The 19,157-nt window shown below is 61.1% G+C and carries 21 protein-coding genes, 1 tRNA gene and 2 pseudogenes; 16 read left to right on the top strand and 8 right to left on the bottom strand.

What is annotated here, in order from left to right:
* Nucleotides 1-33 precede the first annotated feature (33 nt).
* The 6 genes from HK436_RS02975 (at nt 34) to HK436_RS02950 (ending at nt 5,228) form a co-directional block, all read left to right on the top strand.
* Nucleotides 34-1,002 carry a substrate-binding domain-containing protein gene (locus HK436_RS02975; protein ID WP_173187226.1) on the top strand — a complete coding sequence of 323 codons (969 nt, stop codon included), beginning with the start codon at nt 34-36 and terminating at the stop codon, nt 1,000-1,002.
* A 65-nt stretch (nt 1,003-1,067) separates the two neighbouring features.
* A complete protein-coding gene (locus HK436_RS02970) occupies nt 1,068-1,655 on the top strand; it encodes a DJ-1/PfpI family protein (protein ID WP_173187224.1) in 588 nt (195 codons plus the stop codon).
* A 196-nt stretch (nt 1,656-1,851) separates the two neighbouring features.
* A complete protein-coding gene (locus HK436_RS02965; protein WP_173187222.1) occupies nt 1,852-2,874 on the top strand; it encodes a TRAP transporter substrate-binding protein in 1,023 nt (340 codons plus the stop codon).
* A 60-nt stretch (nt 2,875-2,934) separates the two neighbouring features.
* Nucleotides 2,935-3,474: a TRAP transporter small permease gene (locus HK436_RS02960; protein ID WP_173187220.1), complete on the top strand. Its 540-nt coding sequence runs from the start codon at nt 2,935-2,937 to the stop codon at nt 3,472-3,474.
* Nucleotides 3,467-4,762: a TRAP transporter large permease gene (locus HK436_RS02955; protein WP_173187218.1), complete on the top strand. Its 1,296-nt coding sequence runs from the start codon at nt 3,467-3,469 to the stop codon at nt 4,760-4,762. Before HK436_RS02960 ends, HK436_RS02955 begins: the two co-directional genes overlap by 8 nt.
* A gap of 4 nt (nt 4,763-4,766) precedes the next feature.
* Nucleotides 4,767-5,228, top strand: coding sequence for a DUF3237 domain-containing protein (locus HK436_RS02950; protein WP_173187216.1), 462 nt, complete (start codon nt 4,767-4,769; stop codon nt 5,226-5,228).
* Between the two features lie 353 nt (nt 5,229-5,581).
* Here the strand turns inward: HK436_RS02950 and HK436_RS02945 are convergent, their stop codons facing one another.
* The 5 genes from HK436_RS02945 to HK436_RS02925 are packed head-to-tail and all read right to left on the bottom strand — an operon-like array spanning nt 5,582 to nt 10,034.
* The gene (locus HK436_RS02945; RefSeq protein ID WP_173187214.1) at nt 5,582-6,898 is read right to left on the bottom strand and encodes a hypothetical protein; all 1,317 of its coding nucleotides are present in this window, start codon (nt 6,896-6,898) and stop codon (nt 5,582-5,584) included.
* The gene (locus tag HK436_RS02940) at nt 6,850-7,230 is read right to left on the bottom strand and encodes a hypothetical protein (protein ID WP_173187212.1); all 381 of its coding nucleotides are present in this window, start codon (nt 7,228-7,230) and stop codon (nt 6,850-6,852) included. The genes HK436_RS02945 and HK436_RS02940 overlap by 49 nt, the downstream gene beginning before the upstream one ends.
* Nucleotides 7,231-7,235: 5 nt before the next feature.
* Nucleotides 7,236-7,658 (bottom strand): hypothetical protein, encoded by a 423-nt coding sequence (locus HK436_RS02935; protein WP_173187210.1) that lies wholly within the window; start codon nt 7,656-7,658, stop codon nt 7,236-7,238.
* The gene (locus HK436_RS02930; protein ID WP_173187208.1) at nt 7,634-9,070 is read right to left on the bottom strand and encodes a vWA domain-containing protein; all 1,437 of its coding nucleotides are present in this window, start codon (nt 9,068-9,070) and stop codon (nt 7,634-7,636) included. Before HK436_RS02930 ends, HK436_RS02935 begins: the two co-directional genes overlap by 25 nt.
* Nucleotides 9,042-10,034, bottom strand: a complete 993-nt coding sequence (locus HK436_RS02925; protein ID WP_173187206.1) for a helix-turn-helix transcriptional regulator — start codon at nt 10,032-10,034, stop codon at nt 9,042-9,044. Before HK436_RS02925 ends, HK436_RS02930 begins: the two co-directional genes overlap by 29 nt.
* A 407-nt stretch (nt 10,035-10,441) precedes the next feature.
* Between HK436_RS02925 and HK436_RS02920 the strand changes: the two genes are divergently transcribed.
* The 7 genes and pseudogenes from HK436_RS02920 (at nt 10,442) to HK436_RS02895 (ending at nt 13,400) form a co-directional block, all read left to right on the top strand.
* Nucleotides 10,442-11,065, top strand: a complete 624-nt coding sequence (locus HK436_RS02920; RefSeq protein WP_173187204.1) for a DsbA family oxidoreductase — start codon at nt 10,442-10,444, stop codon at nt 11,063-11,065.
* Between the two features lie 85 nt (nt 11,066-11,150).
* Nucleotides 11,151-11,444 carry a DMT family transporter gene (locus HK436_RS02915; protein ID WP_312860471.1) on the top strand — a complete coding sequence of 98 codons (294 nt, stop codon included), beginning with the start codon at nt 11,151-11,153 and terminating at the stop codon, nt 11,442-11,444.
* A gap of 58 nt (nt 11,445-11,502) precedes the next feature.
* On the top strand, nt 11,503-11,874 hold the full coding sequence (locus HK436_RS02910; protein WP_173187202.1) for a DMT family transporter: 372 nt from the start codon (nt 11,503-11,505) through the stop codon (nt 11,872-11,874).
* Nucleotides 11,875-12,046: 172 nt separating this feature from the next.
* Nucleotides 12,047-12,142 (top strand): annotated as a pseudogene (locus HK436_RS34075) (nucleoside deaminase); the annotation flags it as partial.
* Nucleotides 12,143-12,358, top strand: a complete 216-nt coding sequence (locus HK436_RS30990) for a tRNA-specific adenosine deaminase (protein WP_244648469.1) — start codon at nt 12,143-12,145, stop codon at nt 12,356-12,358. It begins immediately after the preceding pseudogene.
* A gap of 78 nt (nt 12,359-12,436) precedes the next feature.
* On the top strand, nt 12,437-12,844 hold the full coding sequence (locus HK436_RS02900) for a MarR family winged helix-turn-helix transcriptional regulator (protein WP_173187200.1): 408 nt from the start codon (nt 12,437-12,439) through the stop codon (nt 12,842-12,844).
* A 196-nt stretch (nt 12,845-13,040) separates the two neighbouring features.
* Nucleotides 13,041-13,400 (top strand): membrane lipoprotein lipid attachment site-containing protein, encoded by a 360-nt coding sequence (locus tag HK436_RS02895; protein WP_173187198.1) that lies wholly within the window; start codon nt 13,041-13,043, stop codon nt 13,398-13,400.
* A gap of 139 nt (nt 13,401-13,539) precedes the next feature.
* Here HK436_RS02895 and HK436_RS02890 read toward each other — a convergent pair whose 3' ends face one another.
* From HK436_RS02890 to HK436_RS02880, 3 genes are all read right to left on the bottom strand, one after another.
* Entirely contained in the window at nt 13,540-14,418 is an 879-nt protein-coding gene (locus HK436_RS02890; protein ID WP_173187196.1) for an AI-2E family transporter, read from the bottom strand.
* A gap of 8 nt (nt 14,419-14,426) precedes the next feature.
* Nucleotides 14,427-14,696, bottom strand: coding sequence for a hypothetical protein (locus HK436_RS02885; protein ID WP_173187194.1), 270 nt, complete (start codon nt 14,694-14,696; stop codon nt 14,427-14,429).
* Between the two features lie 230 nt (nt 14,697-14,926).
* Nucleotides 14,927-15,002: transfer RNA gene (locus tag HK436_RS02880), tRNA-Thr, on the bottom strand.
* 267 nt (nt 15,003-15,269) lie between these two features.
* Here HK436_RS02880 and HK436_RS02875 point away from each other — a divergent pair.
* The 3 genes and pseudogenes from HK436_RS02875 to HK436_RS02865 all read left to right on the top strand — a co-directional run bounded on the left by HK436_RS02875 (nt 15,270) and on the right by HK436_RS02865 (nt 19,055).
* Nucleotides 15,270-15,770, top strand: coding sequence for a (2Fe-2S)-binding protein (locus HK436_RS02875; RefSeq protein ID WP_173187192.1), 501 nt, complete (start codon nt 15,270-15,272; stop codon nt 15,768-15,770).
* Nucleotides 15,771-15,889: 119 nt separating this feature from the next.
* Nucleotides 15,890-18,242: pseudogene (locus tag HK436_RS02870) on the top strand (xanthine dehydrogenase family protein molybdopterin-binding subunit).
* Nucleotides 18,243-18,254: 12 nt separating this feature from the next.
* Entirely contained in the window at nt 18,255-19,055 is an 801-nt protein-coding gene (locus HK436_RS02865) for an FAD binding domain-containing protein (protein WP_173187190.1), read from the top strand.
* Nucleotides 19,056-19,157 lie beyond the last annotated feature (102 nt).

Here is a 19,157-nt window from a genome sequence, read left to right as displayed (position 1 = left end):
CGGCGGCAAAAGACTTCAACGGAGGAGAAGAAAATGAAATCCATCATGATCAAGGCAGGAATGTTCGTATCCGGTATCGCCATGGCCTGCGCCATGTCGGTGGGATCGGCGGGCGCGCAGGAGCGGGACATCACGATAGCCGTGTCGATCCCGGCGGCGACCCACGGCTGGACCGGCGGTGTCGTCTATCACGCCGAACAGGCTGAGAAGGAGATCGAGGCGGCATTCCCCAATATCGACGTGGTCCTTTCCACGGCATCTTCGGCAACGGCGCAGGTTTCCGCTCTCGAAGATCTCTCGGCGACCCGCGACCTCAACGCGCTCGTCATCCTGCCATTCACCTCGGAGGAGCTGACCGGGCCGGTTGAGCAGGTCAAATCGAAGGGAACCTTCATCGCGGTTGTGGACCGTGGGCTGACCGATCCGTCGATCCAGGACCTTTACGTGGCCGGTGACAACATAGCGGTGGGAGCGAACACGGCCCGCTGGCTTTCCGACAAGCTGGGCGGCGAGGGTGAGATCGTGGTTCTGCGCGGCATTCCGACCGTCATCGACGATGAGCGCATCAAGGGCTTTTCGGATGTTATCGCGGAAACCAACATCAAGATTCTCGACATCCAATATGCGAACTGGAACCAGGACGAGGCCTTCACGCTGATGCAGGACTACCTGGCCAAGTATCCGAAGATCGATGCCGTGTGGGCGAACGACGACGACATGCTGCTGGGCGTCATCGAGGCGGTCGATCAGGCTGGACGCGAGGACATCAAATATGCGCTCGGCGGCAACGGCATGAAGCAGGTCATCGAGATGGTGAAGGAAGGCAACGAGCGCACGCCGATCTCTACACCGTATCCGCCGTCGATGATCAAATCGGCGATCTACATGACCGCCGGGCAGTTCGCTGGTCAGGCTCCGATGCGCGGTTCCTTCCTGCTTGATGCACCGTTGATCACGCCGGAAAACGCGGATCAGTTCTACTTCCCCGATTCCCCGTTCTGACAATCGGGCGGCGCCCGGACCGTTTCGGGCGTCGCCGTTCAACGACCACGACAAGGAGAGCCACGATGAGCGGCAAGAAGATACTCATGCTCACCGGTGAATTCACCGAGGAGTATGAGATTTACGTGTTTCAACAGGGCATGGAGGCCGTCGGCCATACCGTCCATGTCGTCTGCCCCGACAAGAAGGCCGGCGACCGCATCAAGACCTCGCTGCACGATTTCGAAGGTGACCAGACCTACACCGAGAAGCTCGGTCACTATGCCGACATCAACAAGACGTTCGCGGAGGTGAAGGTCGAGGATTACGACGCTGTCTACGCGGCCGGCGGACGAGGCCCCGAATACATCCGCACCGACAAGCGGATTCAGGATATGGTTCGCCACTTCCACGAGACCGGCAAGCCGATCTTCACGATCTGCCACGGCGTCCAGATTCTCATGGCAGTGCCGGGCGTGTTGAAGGGCAGGAAGGTTGCCGGACTTGGCGCGTGTGAACCCGAAGTAACTGCCGTTGGCGGAATCTATGTCGACGTCGGGCCGACGGAAGCCCATGTCGATGGCAATATGGTCTCGGCGAAGGGCTGGACTGGCCTTGCCGCATTCATGCGCGAGTGCCTGAAAGTGCTGGGCACCAAGATTACCCATAGCTGATACTGTGAGCAGGTGGGGCGGAGGCATGGCTTCGCCCCACCTGTAACTTCCAGCTCGAAGGGAGCTGCCCGTCTATTTTCGCCGCGATCAGGCGCTGGAGTTTCCGCTTGATTGTATAGTTCTATTCAATAACAATCTCCTTCCGCTTCAGTGACGATCGCACACATAGTCGCGAAGCGACCAATGGGAGGAGATCATGAAGTTTACGATTGCAGCGGCTGTTGCCGCCACCTTGCTTGCATCGACGGCCATCCCGGCTGCCGCAGCAGAGGTAGAGCTGAGGCTCGCCCACTGGCTGCCACCAACACATCCGGTCCAGGCTCTTGGCATTGAGCCCTGGATCGAGTCGATCAAGCAGGCTTCCGAGGGCCGCGTCGACGTTACGATATTCCCGGCGAGCCAGCTTGGCGCGGCACCTGATCACTACGATATGGCGCGCGACGGCATAGCAGACATTTCTTACGTCAACCCCGGTTATCAGGCTGGCCGCTTCCCGATCTACAGCCTGGCGGAGATTCCGTTCCACGCCACCAATGCCAAGTCCGGCGCAAAGGCGCTGCATGAATGGTATGCGCCGATCGCTGAAACCGAGATGGCGGACGTCAAGTTCTGTCTGATCAATCCGCACGATCCCGGCACGCTTCATTCCAAGGAGCCGATCAAGGTGCCGGAGGACATCAGGGGCAAGAATATTCGCCCGGCCCACGCCACGATGGCGCGCTTCATCAGCCAGCTGGGTGGTGCCAGCGTGCAGGTTCCGGCGCCGGAAGCCCGCGAGGCGATCACCAAGGGCACGGCCGATGCCATGACGTTCCCCTGGAACTCCATCTATATCTTCGGCATCGACCAGGCGACGAAATATCATCTCGATATGCCATTCTATCTGTCGTCCCAGATGTTGCTTCTTAACAAGGCGACCTATGAGGGCATGAGCGAGGAGAACCGCAAGGTCATTGACGACCACTGCACTGCAGACTGGTCGGAGAAGTTTTCGATCGGGTGGGCCGACAACGAGTACTCCGGGCGTCAGAAGATGATCGATTCCAGCGAGCACACGCTCTACAAGCCGACCGACGAGGAAGTCCAGTTGTGGCGCGAAGCCTCGAAACCTCTGATAGAGGCATGGCGCGCGGACGTAACGGCAAAGGGGGCGGACCCGGACGCAATCTACGAGTCCTATGTGGAAGCGCTGAAGCGCAACGACGCGTTTTATGAGTGATCGGCACAAAGGCGGCACGAGAACCCCTCGTGCCGCCTTGCCCTTGGCATGGCTTCACTCATGAACTTCTTCCACTTCCTTGGTCGATTTACGCTCGGCATCGAGAAGATCGCCGGCGGACTTCTTGCCATCGTCACGGTGCTGATCGTCCTCTCTTCGATCGGACGCTATGTGTTTGCTTTGCCCGTGCCTGATGCGTTCGACATTTCGAGGTTCCTGATCGGGGCCGCGATCATGTGGGGCTTCGCCAGCGTCGGTTATCGCGGGTCTCACATCAAAGTTGACCTATTCGTGGAAATGATGCCGTCGCGCGTGAGGCGGATCTGCGACTTCGTTGCATGGACCATCCTCTGGGCGTTCGCGATCCTGCTTTTCTGGAAGATGTCGTCTCGTGTGGCTGGTGCCTATGCGAGCGGCGAGGCGACATTCGACCTGCGGCTCCCTGCGTGGCCATTTCTGGCGCTGATCGCGACGGGCGTAGCGGTAAGCATCATCACGATAGGAGCCCGCATACTCCTTATAGGCGCGGGACGTGGCGGGCTCGATCCGCACGAATCGGCGGACACCGCCACCATCCCCACGAGGCGCGAAGATGTCTGAAGGCGATTTCGTCGCGCTCGCCGGCTTTATCGCGCTCTTTGCGATGATGGCTCTGCGCGTGCCTATCGGCATCGCAATGGGCGTTGTCGGCATCGGCGGGTTTGCGGCGGTCGCAGGTTGGCAGCCGGCGCTCAATCTGCTGGCGCAGTCGCCGATCCGAACAATTACCGATTTCAACCTGACGCTCATCCCCTTCTTCATTCTGATGGGCGTGCTGGCGACGAATTCCGGCATCTCGCGCGAACTCTTCCGGGCCGGCCAGGCCTGGCTCGGCCAGTTCCGCGGCGGAATGGCGCTGTCGACCATTGCGGCGTGCGGTGGCTTCGCCGCCATCTGCGGGTCGTCGGTCGCGACTGCTGCGACGATGACCAAGATCGCGCTGCCGGAGATGCGTCGTATCGGTTACTCGGACCGCATCGCGACCGGGACCATCGCTGCCGGCGGCACCCTGGGCATCCTCATCCCGCCGTCTGTCGTGCTTGCCGTCTATGCTTACATAACAGAGCAGGATGTCAGCCGGCTGTTCATTGCCGGGGTTATCCCAGGGCTGCTCGCAATCCTGATGTACATGGTTACCGTTCGGGTCGCCTATGCGCGATCGCTGCCCGATGGTGCGCGCTTCGTCGCGTCGGAAGCGTTTGCATCCCTGCGGGGTATCTGGGCTGTCGTGCTGCTGTTCATTGCCATCATCGGCAGCATGTATCTTGGCCTCGTTACCGCAACGGAGGCGGCGGCAGCGGGGTCGGTGCTTACCGCGCTTGTCGGCATTCTGCGCGGGCGGCTTGATATGGCGCGCATTCTCGACAGCCTGATCGAAGCGCTGCGGACATCGGTTGCCATCTACACGGTGCTGATCGGCGCCATCCTGTTTGGCTACTTCCTGACGATCACACAGACGCCGCAGAAGATCACCGCCTTGCTCGTAGGGCTCGACCTTGGCGCCTATGGCACGCTGGCGCTCATTCTGTGCCTGTTTCTCGTCCTGGGCTGCATACTTGATGCGATGGCGATGATCATACTTCTGGTGCCGATCGTCTATCCAGTCGTCACGCAACTCGGTTTCGACCCGATTTGGTTCGGGGTAGTCGTGGTCATGACGGTGGAACTAGGCCTCATCACACCGCCGGTGGGCATGAACGTCTTTGTCATCAATTCCATTGCCCGAGACGTGAGCCTCGTCACGATTTTTCGCGGTGTGATCCCCTTCGTGCTGAGCGACATCGTCAGGCTTATCCTGCTGGTCGCGTTTCCGGCTATCGTGCTCTACCTCCCGATGACGATGAAGTGACGCCATGCAAGAAGCTCCCGGGCTCCGCCACCTTGCCCATCTCGACGTGGAACTCGCCGCGCCTATCGAGCTGGGCGACAGTCCTCGCGGCCGCCGGCGCATCATTCCGATCATCGGCGGGACGGTGACGGGCGAGCGGCTGTCAGGTGAAATCCTGAACCTCGGCGCCGACTGGCAGACCGTGCTTTCAGATGGCACAGCCGAGCTCGACACGCGCTACGCCATGCGCTCGCATGACGGCGCCAGTATCGACATCCGCAATTTCGGCTATCGGCACGGACCGAAAGATGTGCTGGACGCGCTTGGGCGGGGCGAGGCCGTGGACCCTTCGCTATATTACATGCGCACGCAGCCGCGATTCGAGACCGGCGATGCGCGCTACGCCTGGTTGAACCGCATAGTGTGCATAGGAACCGGAGCAAGGCTCGCGAATGGGGTCAGGGTCTCATTCTTCGAGGTGTTATGAAGCGGACGCGCAGCAGCGGGTCTCGATCAGACGCAAAGTCGATGAGCCGAGCTGCGCTAGGTCTGGGAAAGTGCCCTCGCTGGCTGTGCCGACGATTCTGGCCCGCTATCTCACCTTTCGGGCAGTAAACGGTGTAACTGTGCGGCATCGCATGCTCTGAAGAATCGCCTGTGCTGCTGCATCCGCGAGCCCCGATGTGATGTCGTATTCAAAGACACTGGACCCGGTAATTTCGGTCGAGTTGACCAAGGTCAACTGCCAAACGACGCTTGCCCCAGTGGTTGAGGATGTGTTTGACAAGCGTTCATCCACGACAACGCCGCGCCAGGAATGTCCGCCAGTGAACGTCCAGTTTACATGGCCAACGGCATCGGACATGAGTTTGCTGGGGAAAACCAGCCCCGCCACCTGATCTCGCGAGTTTCGCCGCTCATCTGGCCCGGTACGGCCTGACCCGCAAGCGCAAATAGAGGACAGGCAGAGGCGTCGGTGGCGCCGGTGGTTATGCGCCACATTCCATCTTCCGGAATTAGCGGCACTTCCAGTTGAATCGGACACTGGCCCGGCCCACCGAACGACGCGTCGATCTGTTCGGGTGTCTGCGAGCGCCAGCTGTACTCATTTTCATAGATCACGAGGGTCATGTCGGCGGCACCCGCCGGATTTGGCATGCCAAGGATCATCTCGACATCTGCCAGCGTCGTGCCTGGAACATGGCAGCTACAACCGCCCTCCATGCACATGGCGATCTGTACCGCCTGTGCATGTGCGGCAGGAGCTAAGCCGAAACACGAGGCCAAGCCGATGAGGACAGATGCCAGTTTGCTCTTCATGGCTTCAATTTCCCGTCTGATTGCCGAAAAGGGCGCGCAGGACGGATTCCGGATTGCGCCCGCCGAGATCGATGGGGATCCTGGTATCCGATTCGCGGCGACGACGTCGCCCGATCGAGATGGTGAAATCTGGAGCGATGACGCTATTGCTTCGAAACCGATCTCCGCGCCCATACCCTGTCCAACGAACATGCAGAGCTGGTTTGCGCCGATGGCTCGACAAGGGCCGTTCGATTCCAGCCATTGACGCGGATTGAGTTCCACGCTTACGACCTTGCCCAGGTCTTTCGCGAAGAATGTGGCGGTCGGCAGATCGGCGCGCGCGCCGGCCGTTTCGTAGAAATAGGGTTCGCCCATGGTCCAGCTGTTGGGCAGCATCAGAGAGATGCCGCTTGCTTCGTGCCGGACCTCGCAGCCCCCGGGCGCGTTCGTGCAGACAAAGGCGACGTCCTCGCCATGATCCGTTTCAACGCTGCTGCGATCGCCGTCTCTTGCTACAGGAATTTCAAAACTGTTTTCGCCCCCGGCGGTCACCGTGATTGTTTCGGCAAGGAAGATGCCTTCAGCCTCGTTGATCCCTTCCACAGCGTAGGTGCCCGGCGCGAGATCGATGATCAGCATGTGCTCGAACTCGTTGATAGCGAAAGCGACGTCGGCGGCAGGCGTGTCGGTGCGGATCGCCGACCATTGCACCCGCTTGCCGCCGATCTCGAAGGGTGTGAGCAGGCGCACCGAAACGGCTTCGCCATCCTGCGCGGGTCTGCCGGATGGCATAGGGGGCGTGGTGCTCATCTCGGCGGTATCGGACGGCGCCTGACCATGCACGGCTTCGCGCATTTCCTCCAGCGAAGGGGGCACATGGCCCCCGGCCACATGACGACGCTCATGCCCTGCCCAGCCGAAGAAAGCGAGCCTGCATAACCGATACCGTAAGGTGTGAGATAGAGGGTCATGGGCGCCGGGATCGGCTCGCCCACGGTGAAGGTCATGCGCAGCACGTCGCCATCCAGCGTCGCAGTCGTGAAGTCGCCTTCCCGGCCGGTAGCCTGTGGTCCGGCGAGGCCCTCCTGGGCTGTCCAGCTTCCGCCAATCGGGCCATTGGGCTGAGCCTGCTCTAGGGCCAGCGTCAGCAACTGATCCGCCCCCGCCTGCACCTGATAAGGCGGCACACCGATCACCTGCCACGGGCCGCCGAGTGTCGTCGCAGAAGCCTCGTCGTCGGTCTCGCCAACCGGGGGATGATGAAGTCGTTGTTCTGGCCAGGGTAGATTTCCACTTCCGCGCTGAATTCGACCTCACCCGGTCCCGTGGTCGAGATGCGATAGCGGCCGGGCTCGAACTCGCCTTCGCCAACGATCATTTCGGAGATGGGCGACCAAGCCTCCGGGCTCATGTCCGGGTCGAGCGGAACCGCTGACCACCAGAGCGGGGTTCGCGGAAAATTGTCTGGAATACGGAAGGTCGCTCGCACCAGCGGCATCGCGTCCTGCCCCGCCGCGGCCTGAGTTGCCGCTGCGGCCTGGGCAGCCAGATCGGCGGTATTGGTGATGTCCGTGTCCTCAAAGGGAACGCCTACGCCGAATTCACGGAAGAACAAGATCTCCTGCTGGTTGCCCGAGATGTAGCGGAGCTCATAGACGCCGGGCTCGGCGGGGGCCGAAGGCCCATACGCTGGGTTTGGCGATTGCTGTAGGGCTGACCCCAGTCACTTTCATAGTCATTGGGTGCTGCACCTGGGCGGGCGATCACGATGCGCTGGCCGACCTGATTGGGACCGCGCCAACTGAACTGGAAGCGCTTGTCCGGCTCCACCGACCCGATGGCGTCGAAACCGTTGGAGGGCGCCACGACCTCAATAGGCTGACGAGCAATGATCGATCCATCATAGGCCACCATGATCAGATCGTATTCACCCGGCTCGCTCGGTGCCGTCTTTGAAAATGGATTGTTCCCTGCCGCCCCGGCGCCGCCCACAACGCCAAATGACGGGCTGACCGAAGGCATGTCTCCTCCGCGCGGTGTGAACCCGGCATAAGAGTCCGGCCGCGCGGTGCCGTGGTAGCTTATTTCATAGGTGTGGCCAGCTTCGGCATTGGGCCCCATGTCGAAGAATGCTTCCTGAGCCGGCTTGGCATCGGACGCCGGTTGGACCGCCGCGATCTGGTCGAGCGCGTCGGCCAGTTCCTGTCCCGTTTGCGGGGTGAGCAGAAGGCCGCCTGTGGCGTCGGCCACGCAGCTCATCGCCTCCGCCTCCTGCGAAGTCAGCCCGAAACCGACGACATGTGCTCGAATGGCGATGCCCTCCTGCGCCAGCTGAGCGGCGAGCGCGCATGGATCGGCGTCACAGGTTTCCAACCCGTCGGTGACGAGGATGATATCGGCCGACTCCGCCGTGGGCGGGATCATGGAGGCCGCAAGCGTGAGGGAGTCGGTGATCGGGGTCATGCCGCGCGGGTTGAGACGATTGAGCCGGGCAGACAGATCCGAAGGGTTGTTCATCCCCACACTGGCAATCGTTTCGATATCGGAGCAGTCCCCGCGCCGATTATGACCATAAGCGATGACGCCGAGCGGGACCGCATTGTCGCGGCTGACGAAGAAATCGCCGATCACATCGCGGGCGACTTCGACCTTGGTGATACCACCGTCGATCTGGCCCCACATCGATCCCGAGGCGTCATAGATCAGAATCGAAGCGCTATCTGTCTGCTGGGCCGCAACGGGCACCGCGAAAGCGGCCAATGCGCTGAAAGCGGCCATATAACCGATGCGCTGCAAACACGACAGCGGGTCGATTTTTCTCTTCGAAGTCACGATGTCGATCCCTCCTGGCGAACTGCACGGCAAGGCCAGCTGCGTTTTACCGCTCGCCGGCGCCTGAGGCGCGCGCGGGCCACAGTAGGTGGGTCTGCATCGACCGTCTTGGGGAGAGCGGAGGTGAAACTGTGGGAGAGCGGAACAGTTGTCCGGGGCGAACGGTTCAGCGCAAACGCGCAAGCGCGCGGACATCCTTGGGCGTCATCCCATAGGCTCGGCGAAAGCGGACGTTGAACCAGGATAGGTCGCCGAACCCAGTGGCCAAGGCAATGCTGGCGATACTGCTCGTGGCATTGCAAGGATCGGAGAGCATCCGGTAGGCGAGCGCCAAACGCCGTGCGGCGACGAAATCGCCGAACGAAGTGCCCTCGGTCTCGAACAGCGACCGCAGATAGCGCGGGCTGATGCCGTGACGGCTGGCTACTCCGTCCGCCGTCAAATTTGGTGCGGTCAGATTTCGCTCGATATGGGCTTTGATGGCTTTGAGCCGGGCTGCCCTTACGCCACGACCTGCTGCGATTTCAGCGGCTTCTCGTGTCGCGCCGAGCGCCATCAAAGCGAGGTCCTGCACATGCGTTGCGCATTGCTCCGCCTCCTCAAGCGCGAGGTCCGACATTTCTGCATGCAGGCTGCGGGCATAGTTGAAGAACACACGCCATTGCGGCGTCAGCGGCACGCTGCGGCGCAGCATGGCATTCAGCCCGCGTGCTGCGGCGGAGAAATGAGAGCGGGGAATGGAAACATAAAATCCCTCCGTAGGTTCGCCATGAAACCTGATGACGCCGGGAACCTCGCCAGGATCGGCGTAGACCAGCCCAGGCTTCAACTCGGTGTATTCGCCTCCACGCTGTTCTATCGAAGAACTTCCAGACAGGGGAACGTGGAACATCACATTGTCGTCGGTCTCGGCGGCATGAGAGACCGTGCGGATCGCCGTTGACGCAGAGTGCCGGCCATAGCCGACAATCATGTTCTGCAACACGCCGATCGACGTCTCCGAGGTAAAGGATTTACGATCGTCGGGAACAAAGTCCACTTTAGTAATCGTAGCGACCACGTTCTGAAATTCTTCCACGCGCCGGGAAATCTCGAAGTCCTGCGAACGAATGGATAAGATTTTCATGCGCCCCCTGGGATAGGTTTCTATGCCTGCCAAGGTTGCATTGACGCATTAAAGTAACTCTGTGTCGAGCGCGGCGTGCAATGGAAACGGTAAGAATTCAGATCGATTTCGGCCATTGACCGCACCGCCGTCATTGGCGGATGCCTGTCAAGAATGACGCAGCACGTCCTGCCATTCCGGGTGCGCCATCGGGGTCAACCGGCGCGGCGCGATGTCTGCAGACATTCGGTGTCCATCCGGTGTTGCCGGCTTCGCGACGCAACTCGTCCCGCCGGATAGCAATCGGATTGTCCGCTGATCCCTGTTCATAAGGCGACGGAGCGCACCTGAGGCCCCTGCCAGTCGTGCTTGCAGACAGAGCATGCTTGCACATACATGTATATTGACAGCCTGTTTGTTGCACGTTAGTGTATGTGCATGCATACAAATGGAGGGCGCAAATGAGCTCCGTGACCGTCTATGCCGACTATGTCTGTCCGTTCTGCCTGCTGGCGGAGCAGGTTCTTTCCGATGTGATCGGCGACCGTGAAATTCGCATATCCTGGCGGGCTTTCGAGCTGCGGCCCGAGCCGGTGCCGACGCTGCGGCCGGAAGATCCGTATTTGCCGACGATCTGGAGCCGGTCCGTTTACCCGCTCGCCGAAAGGCTCGGAGTTTCGATCCGGCTTCCGTCGATCTCACCACAGCCGCGCACAGACAAGGCATTTCGACTGTTGTTGCTGGCGCAGGATCGGGGGCTCGATCATCCTTACTCGATGGGGGTGCTGCGGGCGTTCTTCCAGGAGGATCGCGACATCGGCAGTCCTGAAGTCCTGATCGAACTGGCCGCGAACGCGGGAATGGATCCCGGCGAAGCTCGGCAGGCGCTGGAAAGCACTGCCTATGCGGAGCGCCATCGCGAGGCGCTGCGCCATGCCCGGGACGATATGGCGATCACGTCCGTTCCCACAATCGTAGTCGGCAAGCAGGTTTTTCGGGGAACGCCACCGGCGCACGAATTGCTGCAGGCAATCGACCGGCTCGAAAGCGCAACCGTCAATCAGGGTTTCTCCCATCCGGCCTAGCGGCCGCCACCATAGGCATATGCCTTAACAAGCTCACCACTCATAAAAGGATACATGCAATGAGCTGGCTTTATCTCGGATCGCCGTGGTCTTTGAGATTGCGGTCGCTATCAGCGCAGGCAATGCGAAGGGGTTCACGCGCCTCTGGTGGACTGTCGCGACACTCGTCAGCGGAGCCATCGCGACCTTCTTCCTCAGCCTGGCGCTCCTCACCTTCGATGTCGGTGTCGGATACGCGATCTGGACGTCCGTCTCCGGTGTCGGAATCGTCATTCTCGGAGCTCTCTTCTTCGGCCAACAGCTGGACTGGAAGAAGGCAGTCGGCATCGTCTGCGTGATCGGAGGCGTCGTTGGCCTGCGCCTCAGCGGCGCCGCCTGACGTGGATGCGCCCACCCTTCATCCCCAATTCCATCCTGACTCAAAGGAACTGAATATCATGGATACGATTCAAAAGACCCAGAGCAGCGGCAGTGCATGGGGCATGCTGCTTCTCGCCAGCGCCTTCGAAATTGGCTACGCGCTCAGCGTTGGAGGCAGCCAGGCGTTTACAGTCCTGAGCTGGTCGGTCGCTGCCGTCATTTTCTTCCTCCTCACGCTTTACTTCCTGAGCGTCGCCTTGCGCACCATCGACGTGGGCATTGGCTATGCGGTATGGGCTGGCATCGGCTCCGTCGGAGCGGCTGCTTTCGGTAGCATCCTGCTCGACCAGCCATTGACGCTGATCCAGGCATTCTGGCTGGGCGTCATCATTGCCGGCGTCGTCTGGCTGAAGCTGGCCGACAGCGCCAAGCTCCGGGGACAGGCCTGATGGTTGGCGAACCTTCCGAGCGGTTCGCGCGACTCATGGAGGAGGCGGTCGCCTTCTCCATGGACCATGTCCACAAGGGCGGCATTCCCTTCACTGCTTTGGTGGTCGATCAGGGGGTGCTGTTCTCGGTCGCGGCGTCAACCGCGTCCGGGAACATCACGATCCGACAGCGCATGCGGAAGTCGAGGCGATCCGCGATGCCTGCCGCACGCATGGAGCGACCCATCTGCGGGGCGCAACGCTTCTAGCATCGGGAGAACCATGCGCAATGTGCTACATGAGCGCGCTTTATGCGGGCATTTCGCAGGTGCTCTTTGCGGCTGACAGGGACGAGGTGGCCGCGCACGGCTTCGACTATCGCGGCGCATATCACGTCTTTGCAGATGATCCGCAGAACTGGCGGTCACCTGCGGTAGCCAAGCTTCCCGTCTCCGGGGCGCTGCGCCCATTTACGGAGTTTCGAGCAAGATTGCGTCAGCCATAGGCATTTGCTTTCTATCTGCATGAGCATACATATGTGAAAACAGGCTTCGTGCAGGCGGGAAAGGAATCGAGGTTTCTCATGTCGAACAAAAGCGATTCATGGCTGACGCTGATTCACGCGATAGCCAATGTCGAGGCCGAGATTGCCAGGACTCTGCAGGATCGGCACGGCCTCGGCCTGTCGGACTATCGGGCGCTGGAGGTGCTTGCGCGATCGCCTAAATCCGAACTGCGAATGCAGGAGCTGGCAGCCCATTTGCAGCTCAATCAAAGCTCTGTCTCGCGAATGGTGGAGCGTTTGGAACGAGGAGGCCTTACGATTCGGGACCTCTGCCCGGACGACAAGCGCGGTGTTTACACCGTACTCACCGACAAGGGCCGTGCGCACGCAGAAGCCGCCCGGCCCGATTACGAGAAGGCCCTCGATGGGGCTTTAGAAAAGCACAAAGGTTTTGCCACCTTGACCGCCAATTTCCGCCGGGAGTGATATGCCACATCGATATTACTTCGCAGGGACTACGAAGGACCAGAATGGGTAAGGCTCGCCGTTGCCTACCACCAATGCGGTAGCGGCACGCGTTCAGACGGATGAACGAATGGTCTTACCGACAGGGTGCTTTGTCTGGTTTTCGGGCGACAATTGCCAACCCCGGCCCATCAACAATAATGTAGGATTCCCTGCGATGAAGAAGCCGATATTTGCCTTTTCCGCCGTCCTGGCTCTTGCCGCTTGCCAGACTGACACTGGTAACGGCAACATGGGCCAAATGCCTTCCGGCGGGAATATGGACCAGCAGGCAGCAAGCGCAATTCCCGATGTCGGATTTGATTCAAGCGTCTCGAACGCTGCGATCCAATCGTGCCAGAGCGCGCTTGCGGGCATGACCCAAGCGGGCGTCGAAGTCGTGGGCACTGAGTCCTCACAAGCGGCCGTAACCGTCTACATGACGGTTGGAGCGCAGCGCGCGCCATGGCGCTGCAATGTCTCAAACAGCGGTCGCGATCCAGACTTGATGTTCCTCGGCTCGGAAGGAAACGCCTAGCAAGGCTCTCTTGCCGGCTGACTGGCAATGGAACTGCCGAGGGCAGCAGCACGGACGACCGTGTCGTGATCAAGTCCCCTCGCGGCGCGAGTGGCGCGCAGGAAGAAAGGCCAGCGTGAAAGCCGGCTGAAGCCCGTTGTCAGATCGACGGCCTTGGCTCGGTTCCGGGGTCGTTCTCCCGATCCGCAGTCGCCGGCGCCGGGTCCTGCAAAGCATCGCCTTGTGGATCTGCTCGCAACCCGCTCCACCTCGATGCGACCTCGTAACCTACCGCCAGAATGACCGGTCCGATGAAGACCCCGATCACACCCCATTGTGTGAAGCCGCCGAGAGCACCAAGAAATGCCAGCGAGGCCGGAACGTCGCCTCCCTTGCTGGCAATCATGGGGCGCACGATATTGTCTGCGAGGCCAACCACCACAATCCCCCAGAAGAGCACGTAGGCGGCCTGCCATCCATGGCCGTCAGCCCAAAGCCATATCGCCAGCGGCACGAATATAAGGAGGGGACCGATCTGGATCAGAGCCAGCATGAACATCACGCCTGCCAGAAGCATCCAGTTGGGAACGCTCACCACAAGAAAGGCGATGGTTGCCACCAAAGTCTGGACAAGGGCAGCTCCAAGTACCCCGATAACGGTCTGCCGAGCGGTGCGCGCCGAGTCTCTGGCAATCTCCTGGGCGAAGCTGCCGCCCAGCCTGTTAAAGAACCTATCGAGGCCACTCGTCAGGTGATCGCCCGCGTAGAGGAACACCACGGCCAGAAGAATGCCGATTGCGAACTCGCCAACGAAGACCCCGAATATCTCGACCTCTCCAAGCAGCCAGAGGAAACCCGTCTTGATCTCGTCTCGGAAGAGAGAAAGGGCGTGCGATGCATCGGTCGTCAGATCGTGCCAAAACGCCGTAACCTGAGGCCCGATCGCCGGGAGATCGGCAAGAATGGCCGGAGGCTCCGTTGGGCCAACCTCCGATAGACGACCCGTCCAAGAAAGCGCATTCGGTAAAAAGTTGAGCATTGCAGCCGCTAGCCCAACGCCGGAATGACGACGGTTCCGGCGAGGAGAACGCCCACGATCCACGCTGACAGAAGACGGCGCCCGTCAAGCTTCCTGACAAGCCAGCGAAACCATGGATCGATCGCAATGGCGACGACAGCGCCCCAGATGATCGCGGGCAGAAATGGTGAGATCGTCAGATACACGACGACGACCAACGCGCCGACTACAGCAGCCGGCGCCAGGCGACCGATATACTCTGATCGACGATCGAGCTTTGATCCCGGCCGCGTTGCCATCGTCGCTCTCTCCCATGAAGCCGGCTCGATATTAGCCTGCGCCCCGCTCGTGTCCAATGTCACCTGTGCCGGCGCCGGACGCAGGCGCAGCTTTCAATGCTGTAGAGTGCCCAAAAGCAGCTTATGTCGGCGATGAGTTAGAACACGGCGTCGGGAAAATAGCGTCACAATACGGGAACGGCGCAGTAGTACCGAGACGACGCGGATAGAGGTCTGGTGTAGGGAGGAAGTGGTGCCGCTTGCGTGACTCGAACACGCGACCCCATCATTACGAATGATGTGCTCTACCAACTGAGCTAAAGCGGCGCCTCGGCAGCGCGATTGCGCATCTGCCGAAAGTGCGCGCGTGATAGCGTCATTGCAGACGAAAGACAAGCGCGAGATTTGGCATTTTGCGCGTGTGTAGTTCAGGTGCCGCACGTCGCCTTTGCCTGATGTCCAAAAATCTATTGCGCTTATGACCTTGGCCCCATGGACTCTTTGCCGAGGCGCGGTAATCTGCCCTCAGGTAAGGCGCGTCCGGACCCCATTCTCCAGAAGCGTTTTGCCCGGCCGGCAATCTGGAGGAGATTCATGTCGCAAGTCGAAATGGTGGTGAACGGGCGCAAGGTGTCCGGAACCGTGGAAGATCGCACCTTGCTCGTGCACTACCTGCGCGAGCATCTTGGTATGACGGGCACGCATGTCGGCTGTGATACCTCGCAGTGCGGCGCCTGTGTCGTTCACATGGACGGCAAGGCGGTAAAGTCCTGCTCGATCCTGGCCGCACAGGCATCCGGATCGGATATCGTCACCATCGAAGGGCTGGCGAACGGCGCGGACCTGCATCCTGTGCAGGCGGCTTTCAGAGAACATCACGGCCTTCAATGCGGCTTCTGCACGCCAGGCATGATCATGGCGGCCACCGACATGATCGCGCGCCATCCCGAAGGTCTGGACGAAAAGACCGTGCGCGCCGAGCTCGAGGGCAACATCTGCCGCTGCACGGGCTATCACAATATCGTCAAGGCCATCCTTGCCGCCTCCAAGGCGATGGGCAAGGCCGCCAAGGGCAAGACGAAGAAAGCTGCTTGAATAACGGGAGTAGGGCAGTAGGGCATTAAGGCAGTAGGAAATACCTGTCGAAGTGTCGGGCCTACCTACTGCCTTATTGCCTTACTCCCCGACTGCCCTTTCTTCCGGAGGAGGAAGCAATGGGAATTGAAGGCATCGGCGCACGCGTTGCGCGCAAGGAAGACAAGAGGTTCATCACCGGCTCGGGCCGCTATGTCGACGACATGGTCGTGCCGGGCATGAAACATGCCGCATTCGTGCGTTCCCCGCACGCGCATGCCGACATAAAGAAGATCGACGTGAAGGCCGCGCAGGCGATGCCGGGCGTGATCGCGGTGCTGACCGGCAAGGAGATCAAGGCCGACGGGATCGGCAATCTGATCTGCGGCTGGATGATTCATTCCAAAGACGGCTCGCCGATGAAGATGGGGGCATGGTCCCCGATGGCCGTAGACCGCGTGCGCTATGTTGGCGACGCCGTGGCGATCGTGGTCGCCGAGACGAAGGGCCAGGCGCGGGACGCCGCGGAGGCGGTCGAGGTTACCTACAAGGAGAAGAAATCCGTCGCCGATGCGGTCGAGGCGCTCAAGAAAGGCGCGCCGCAGCTTCACCCGGAAGCGGACGGCAACCTCATCTACGACTGGGAGATCGGCGATTCCGCTGCGACCGACGCGGCGATCGCCAAGGCGGCCCACGTCACGAAGATGCACATCGTCAACAACCGGCTGGTGCCAAACGCGATGGAACCACGCGCGGCACTTGGCCACTACGACAAGGGCGAGGATCACTACACCTGCTGGACGACGTCGCAGAACCCGCACGTCGCGCGACTGGTGATGAGCGCCTTCTACAATGTCGCGCCGGAGAACAAGCTGCGGGTGATCGCGCCCGATGTCGGCGGCGGCTTCGGCTCCAAGATCTTCATCTATCCCGAGGAGATCGTATGTCTGTGGGCCTCAAGCGCGCCGGCGTCCCGGTCAAATGGGTGGCTGACCGCACCGAAAGCTTCCTGACCGATGCGCACGGTCGCGACCACGTATCCGAAGTGCAGCTTGCCTTCGACGCCGACAACAGGATGACGGCGTTGAAGGTCGACACGGTTGCCAATTTCGGCGCCTACATGTCGTTGTTCTCGTCCTCGGTGCCGACCTATCTCTACGCCACGTTGCTGTCGGGCCAGTCGCCATTCCGGCGATCCACGCCAATGTCCGCGCCGTCTATACCAATACGGCGCCGGTCGACGCCTATCGCGGGGCGGGGCGACCCGAGGCGACCTATCTGCTGGAGCGGGTGGTTGAGACGGCTGCGCGCGAGCTTGGCGTTTCGCCTGCCGAGCTGCGGCGCAAGAATTTCATTCGCGAGTTCCCGTACCAGACGCCGGTGATCATGGCCTACGACGCCGGCGACTACGAGACCTCGCTGGAGGCGGCCATGAAGGAGGCTGACTACGCCGGCTTCGAGAAACGCCGTGAAAAGGCGAAGAAGCAGGGCAAGCTGCGCGGCATCGGCATGAGCTGCTACATCGAGGCCTGTGGCATCGCACCTTCGGCGGCCGTAGGTTCGCTGGGCGCCGGCGTCGGCCTATGGGAAAGTGCGGAAGTGCGTGTCAACGCGGTGGGCACGATCGAGGTGCTGACCGGTTCGCACAGCCACGGCCAGGGCCACGAGACGACGTTCTCGCAAATCGTGGCGGATCGCTTCGGCGTTCCGATCGACTCCGTCTCCATCGTCCATGGCGATACCGACAAGGTGCAGATGGGCATGGGCACCTACGGCTCTCGCTCCGGCGCTGTCGGCATGTCGGCCGTGGTCAAGGCGCTCGACAAGGTGGAAGCGAAAGCCAAGAAGATCGCCGCCCACCTGATGGAGGCCGACGAGGGCGACATCGTGATCGAGAACGGCGAGCTCAAGGTGGCCGGCACCGACAAGTCGGTGCCGTGGTTCCAGCTCGCGCTGGCTGCCTACACCGCCCACAACCTGCCGGACGGCATGGAACCGGGCCTGAAGGAAGGCGCGTTCTACGACCCGACCAACTTCACCTTCCCGGCCGGCTGCTACATCTGCGAGGTCGAGGTCGATCCCGATACGGGCGAGACCGAGATTGTGCAGTTCGTGGCCGCTGACGATTTCGGCAACATCATCAACCCGATGATCGTCGAGGGGCAGGTGCATGGCGGCATCGCACAGGGCATCGGCCAGGCGCTGCTGGAAGGCGCCCACTACGATCCCGCGTCAGGCCAGCTTCTGACGGCCAGCTACATGGACTACACCATGCCGCGCGCCGACGATCTGCCGTCCTTCAAGGTCTCGACCTCGAACACGCCGTGTCCAGGCAACCCGCTCGGTATCAAGGGCTGTGGCGAAGCGGGCGCGATCGGCTCGCCGCCGGCGGTCATCAATGCCATCACGAATGCAATCGGCAACAACGACCTGGCCATGCCGGCGACGGCGCAGAAGGTCTGGTCGGCGCTAAAGGCCGCGACGAAGCACTGAGGAGACACGACCATGTATTCCACCAACTACCATCGCGCTTCCTCCGTCGCCGACGCCGTGAAGCTTCTCAAGAAGGCGGATGACGGCAAGTTCGTCTCCGGGGGCATGACGCTGATTCCGGCAATGAAGACGCGGCTTGCGGCCCCGTCCGATCTCGTCGACCTGCGCCATGTGCCCGAGCTGAAAGGCGTGAAGATTTCCGGAAAGACGGTGACGATCGGTGCCGCCACGACACACGCCGAGGTCGCCGCGAACGCCAAGCTGGCGTCCGTCTGCCCGGCGATCTGCAATCTTGCGGCGCATATCGGCGACCCGCATGTGCGTCATATGGGCACGATAGGCGGATCGGTCGCCAACAACGATCCGGCGGCCGACTATCCGGCGGCGCTGCTTGCACTAGGGGCCACCATCGTCACCAACAAACGCGAGATCGCCGCGGACAAGTTCTTCACCGGCCTGTTCGAGACAGCGCTCAAGGATGACGAGGTCATCACTGCCGTCACCTTCACAGCGCCGGCAAAATGCGGCTACGCGAAATTCCCGAATCCGGCTTCACGTTATGCGATGACCGGCGTGTTCGTTGCCAAGGCGAAAGATGGCGTGCGCGTGGCGGTGACCGGGGCGGGAGAGGACGGTGTCTTCCGCTCGAAGGAAATCGAGGCGGCATTGTCCAAGAAGTTCGACGCCTCTGCACTGGAAGGCGTTTCCGTGTCCGCAGGGACGTTGATGAGCGACATCCACGCGAACGCCGAATATCGTGCCAATCTGGTCGTCGTCATGGCCAAGCGCGCGGTGGCATCGGCAAACGGGTGACGAGCGGCATTCCGCGAAGGCGAGGGAAGGGGCTGCTCCGCCCCTTCTCCTTGGCAAGGCGCAGGGGATGGCTATGATGTATCCGGTCAATTCCTAGCTGCG

The sequence above is a fragment of the Neoaquamicrobium sediminum genome, assembly GCF_013240295.1.
Classification (GTDB): domain Bacteria; phylum Pseudomonadota; class Alphaproteobacteria; order Rhizobiales; family Rhizobiaceae; genus Aerobium; species Aerobium sediminum.
This window is presented reverse-complemented; position numbering and strand designations above follow the sequence as displayed.

What these genes read in the sequence shown, in the direction of transcription:
- HK436_RS02975 (WP_173187226.1), top strand. Translation starts at nt 34, where the DNA reads ATGAAATCCATCATGATCAAGGCAGGAATGTTCGTATCCGGTATCGCC.
- HK436_RS02970 (WP_173187224.1), top strand. Translation starts at nt 1,068, where the DNA reads ATGAGCGGCAAGAAGATACTCATGCTCACCGGTGAATTCACCGAGGAG.
- HK436_RS02965 (WP_173187222.1), top strand. Translation starts at nt 1,852, where the DNA reads ATGAAGTTTACGATTGCAGCGGCTGTTGCCGCCACCTTGCTTGCATCG.
- HK436_RS02960 (WP_173187220.1), top strand. Translation starts at nt 2,935, where the DNA reads ATGAACTTCTTCCACTTCCTTGGTCGATTTACGCTCGGCATCGAGAAG.
- HK436_RS02955 (WP_173187218.1), top strand. Translation starts at nt 3,467, where the DNA reads ATGTCTGAAGGCGATTTCGTCGCGCTCGCCGGCTTTATCGCGCTCTTT.
- HK436_RS02950 (WP_173187216.1), top strand. Translation starts at nt 4,767, where the DNA reads ATGCAAGAAGCTCCCGGGCTCCGCCACCTTGCCCATCTCGACGTGGAA.
- HK436_RS02945 (WP_173187214.1), bottom strand. Translation starts at nt 6,898, where the DNA reads ATGCGCGAAGCCGTGCATGGTCAGGCGCCGTCCGATACCGCCGAGATG.
- HK436_RS02930 (WP_173187208.1), bottom strand. Translation starts at nt 9,070, where the DNA reads ATGTCCGCGCGCTTGCGCGTTTGCGCTGAACCGTTCGCCCCGGACAAC.
- HK436_RS02920 (WP_173187204.1), top strand. Translation starts at nt 10,442, where the DNA reads ATGAGCTCCGTGACCGTCTATGCCGACTATGTCTGTCCGTTCTGCCTG.
- HK436_RS02910 (WP_173187202.1), top strand. Translation starts at nt 11,503, where the DNA reads ATGGATACGATTCAAAAGACCCAGAGCAGCGGCAGTGCATGGGGCATG.
- HK436_RS30990 (WP_244648469.1), top strand. Translation starts at nt 12,143, where the DNA reads ATGTGCTACATGAGCGCGCTTTATGCGGGCATTTCGCAGGTGCTCTTT.
- HK436_RS02900 (WP_173187200.1), top strand. Translation starts at nt 12,437, where the DNA reads ATGTCGAACAAAAGCGATTCATGGCTGACGCTGATTCACGCGATAGCC.
- HK436_RS02895 (WP_173187198.1), top strand. Translation starts at nt 13,041, where the DNA reads ATGAAGAAGCCGATATTTGCCTTTTCCGCCGTCCTGGCTCTTGCCGCT.
- HK436_RS02890 (WP_173187196.1), bottom strand. Translation starts at nt 14,418, where the DNA reads ATGCTCAACTTTTTACCGAATGCGCTTTCTTGGACGGGTCGTCTATCG.
- HK436_RS02885 (WP_173187194.1), bottom strand. Translation starts at nt 14,696, where the DNA reads ATGGCAACGCGGCCGGGATCAAAGCTCGATCGTCGATCAGAGTATATC.
- HK436_RS02875 (WP_173187192.1), top strand. Translation starts at nt 15,270, where the DNA reads ATGTCGCAAGTCGAAATGGTGGTGAACGGGCGCAAGGTGTCCGGAACC.
- HK436_RS02865 (WP_173187190.1), top strand. Translation starts at nt 18,255, where the DNA reads ATGTATTCCACCAACTACCATCGCGCTTCCTCCGTCGCCGACGCCGTG.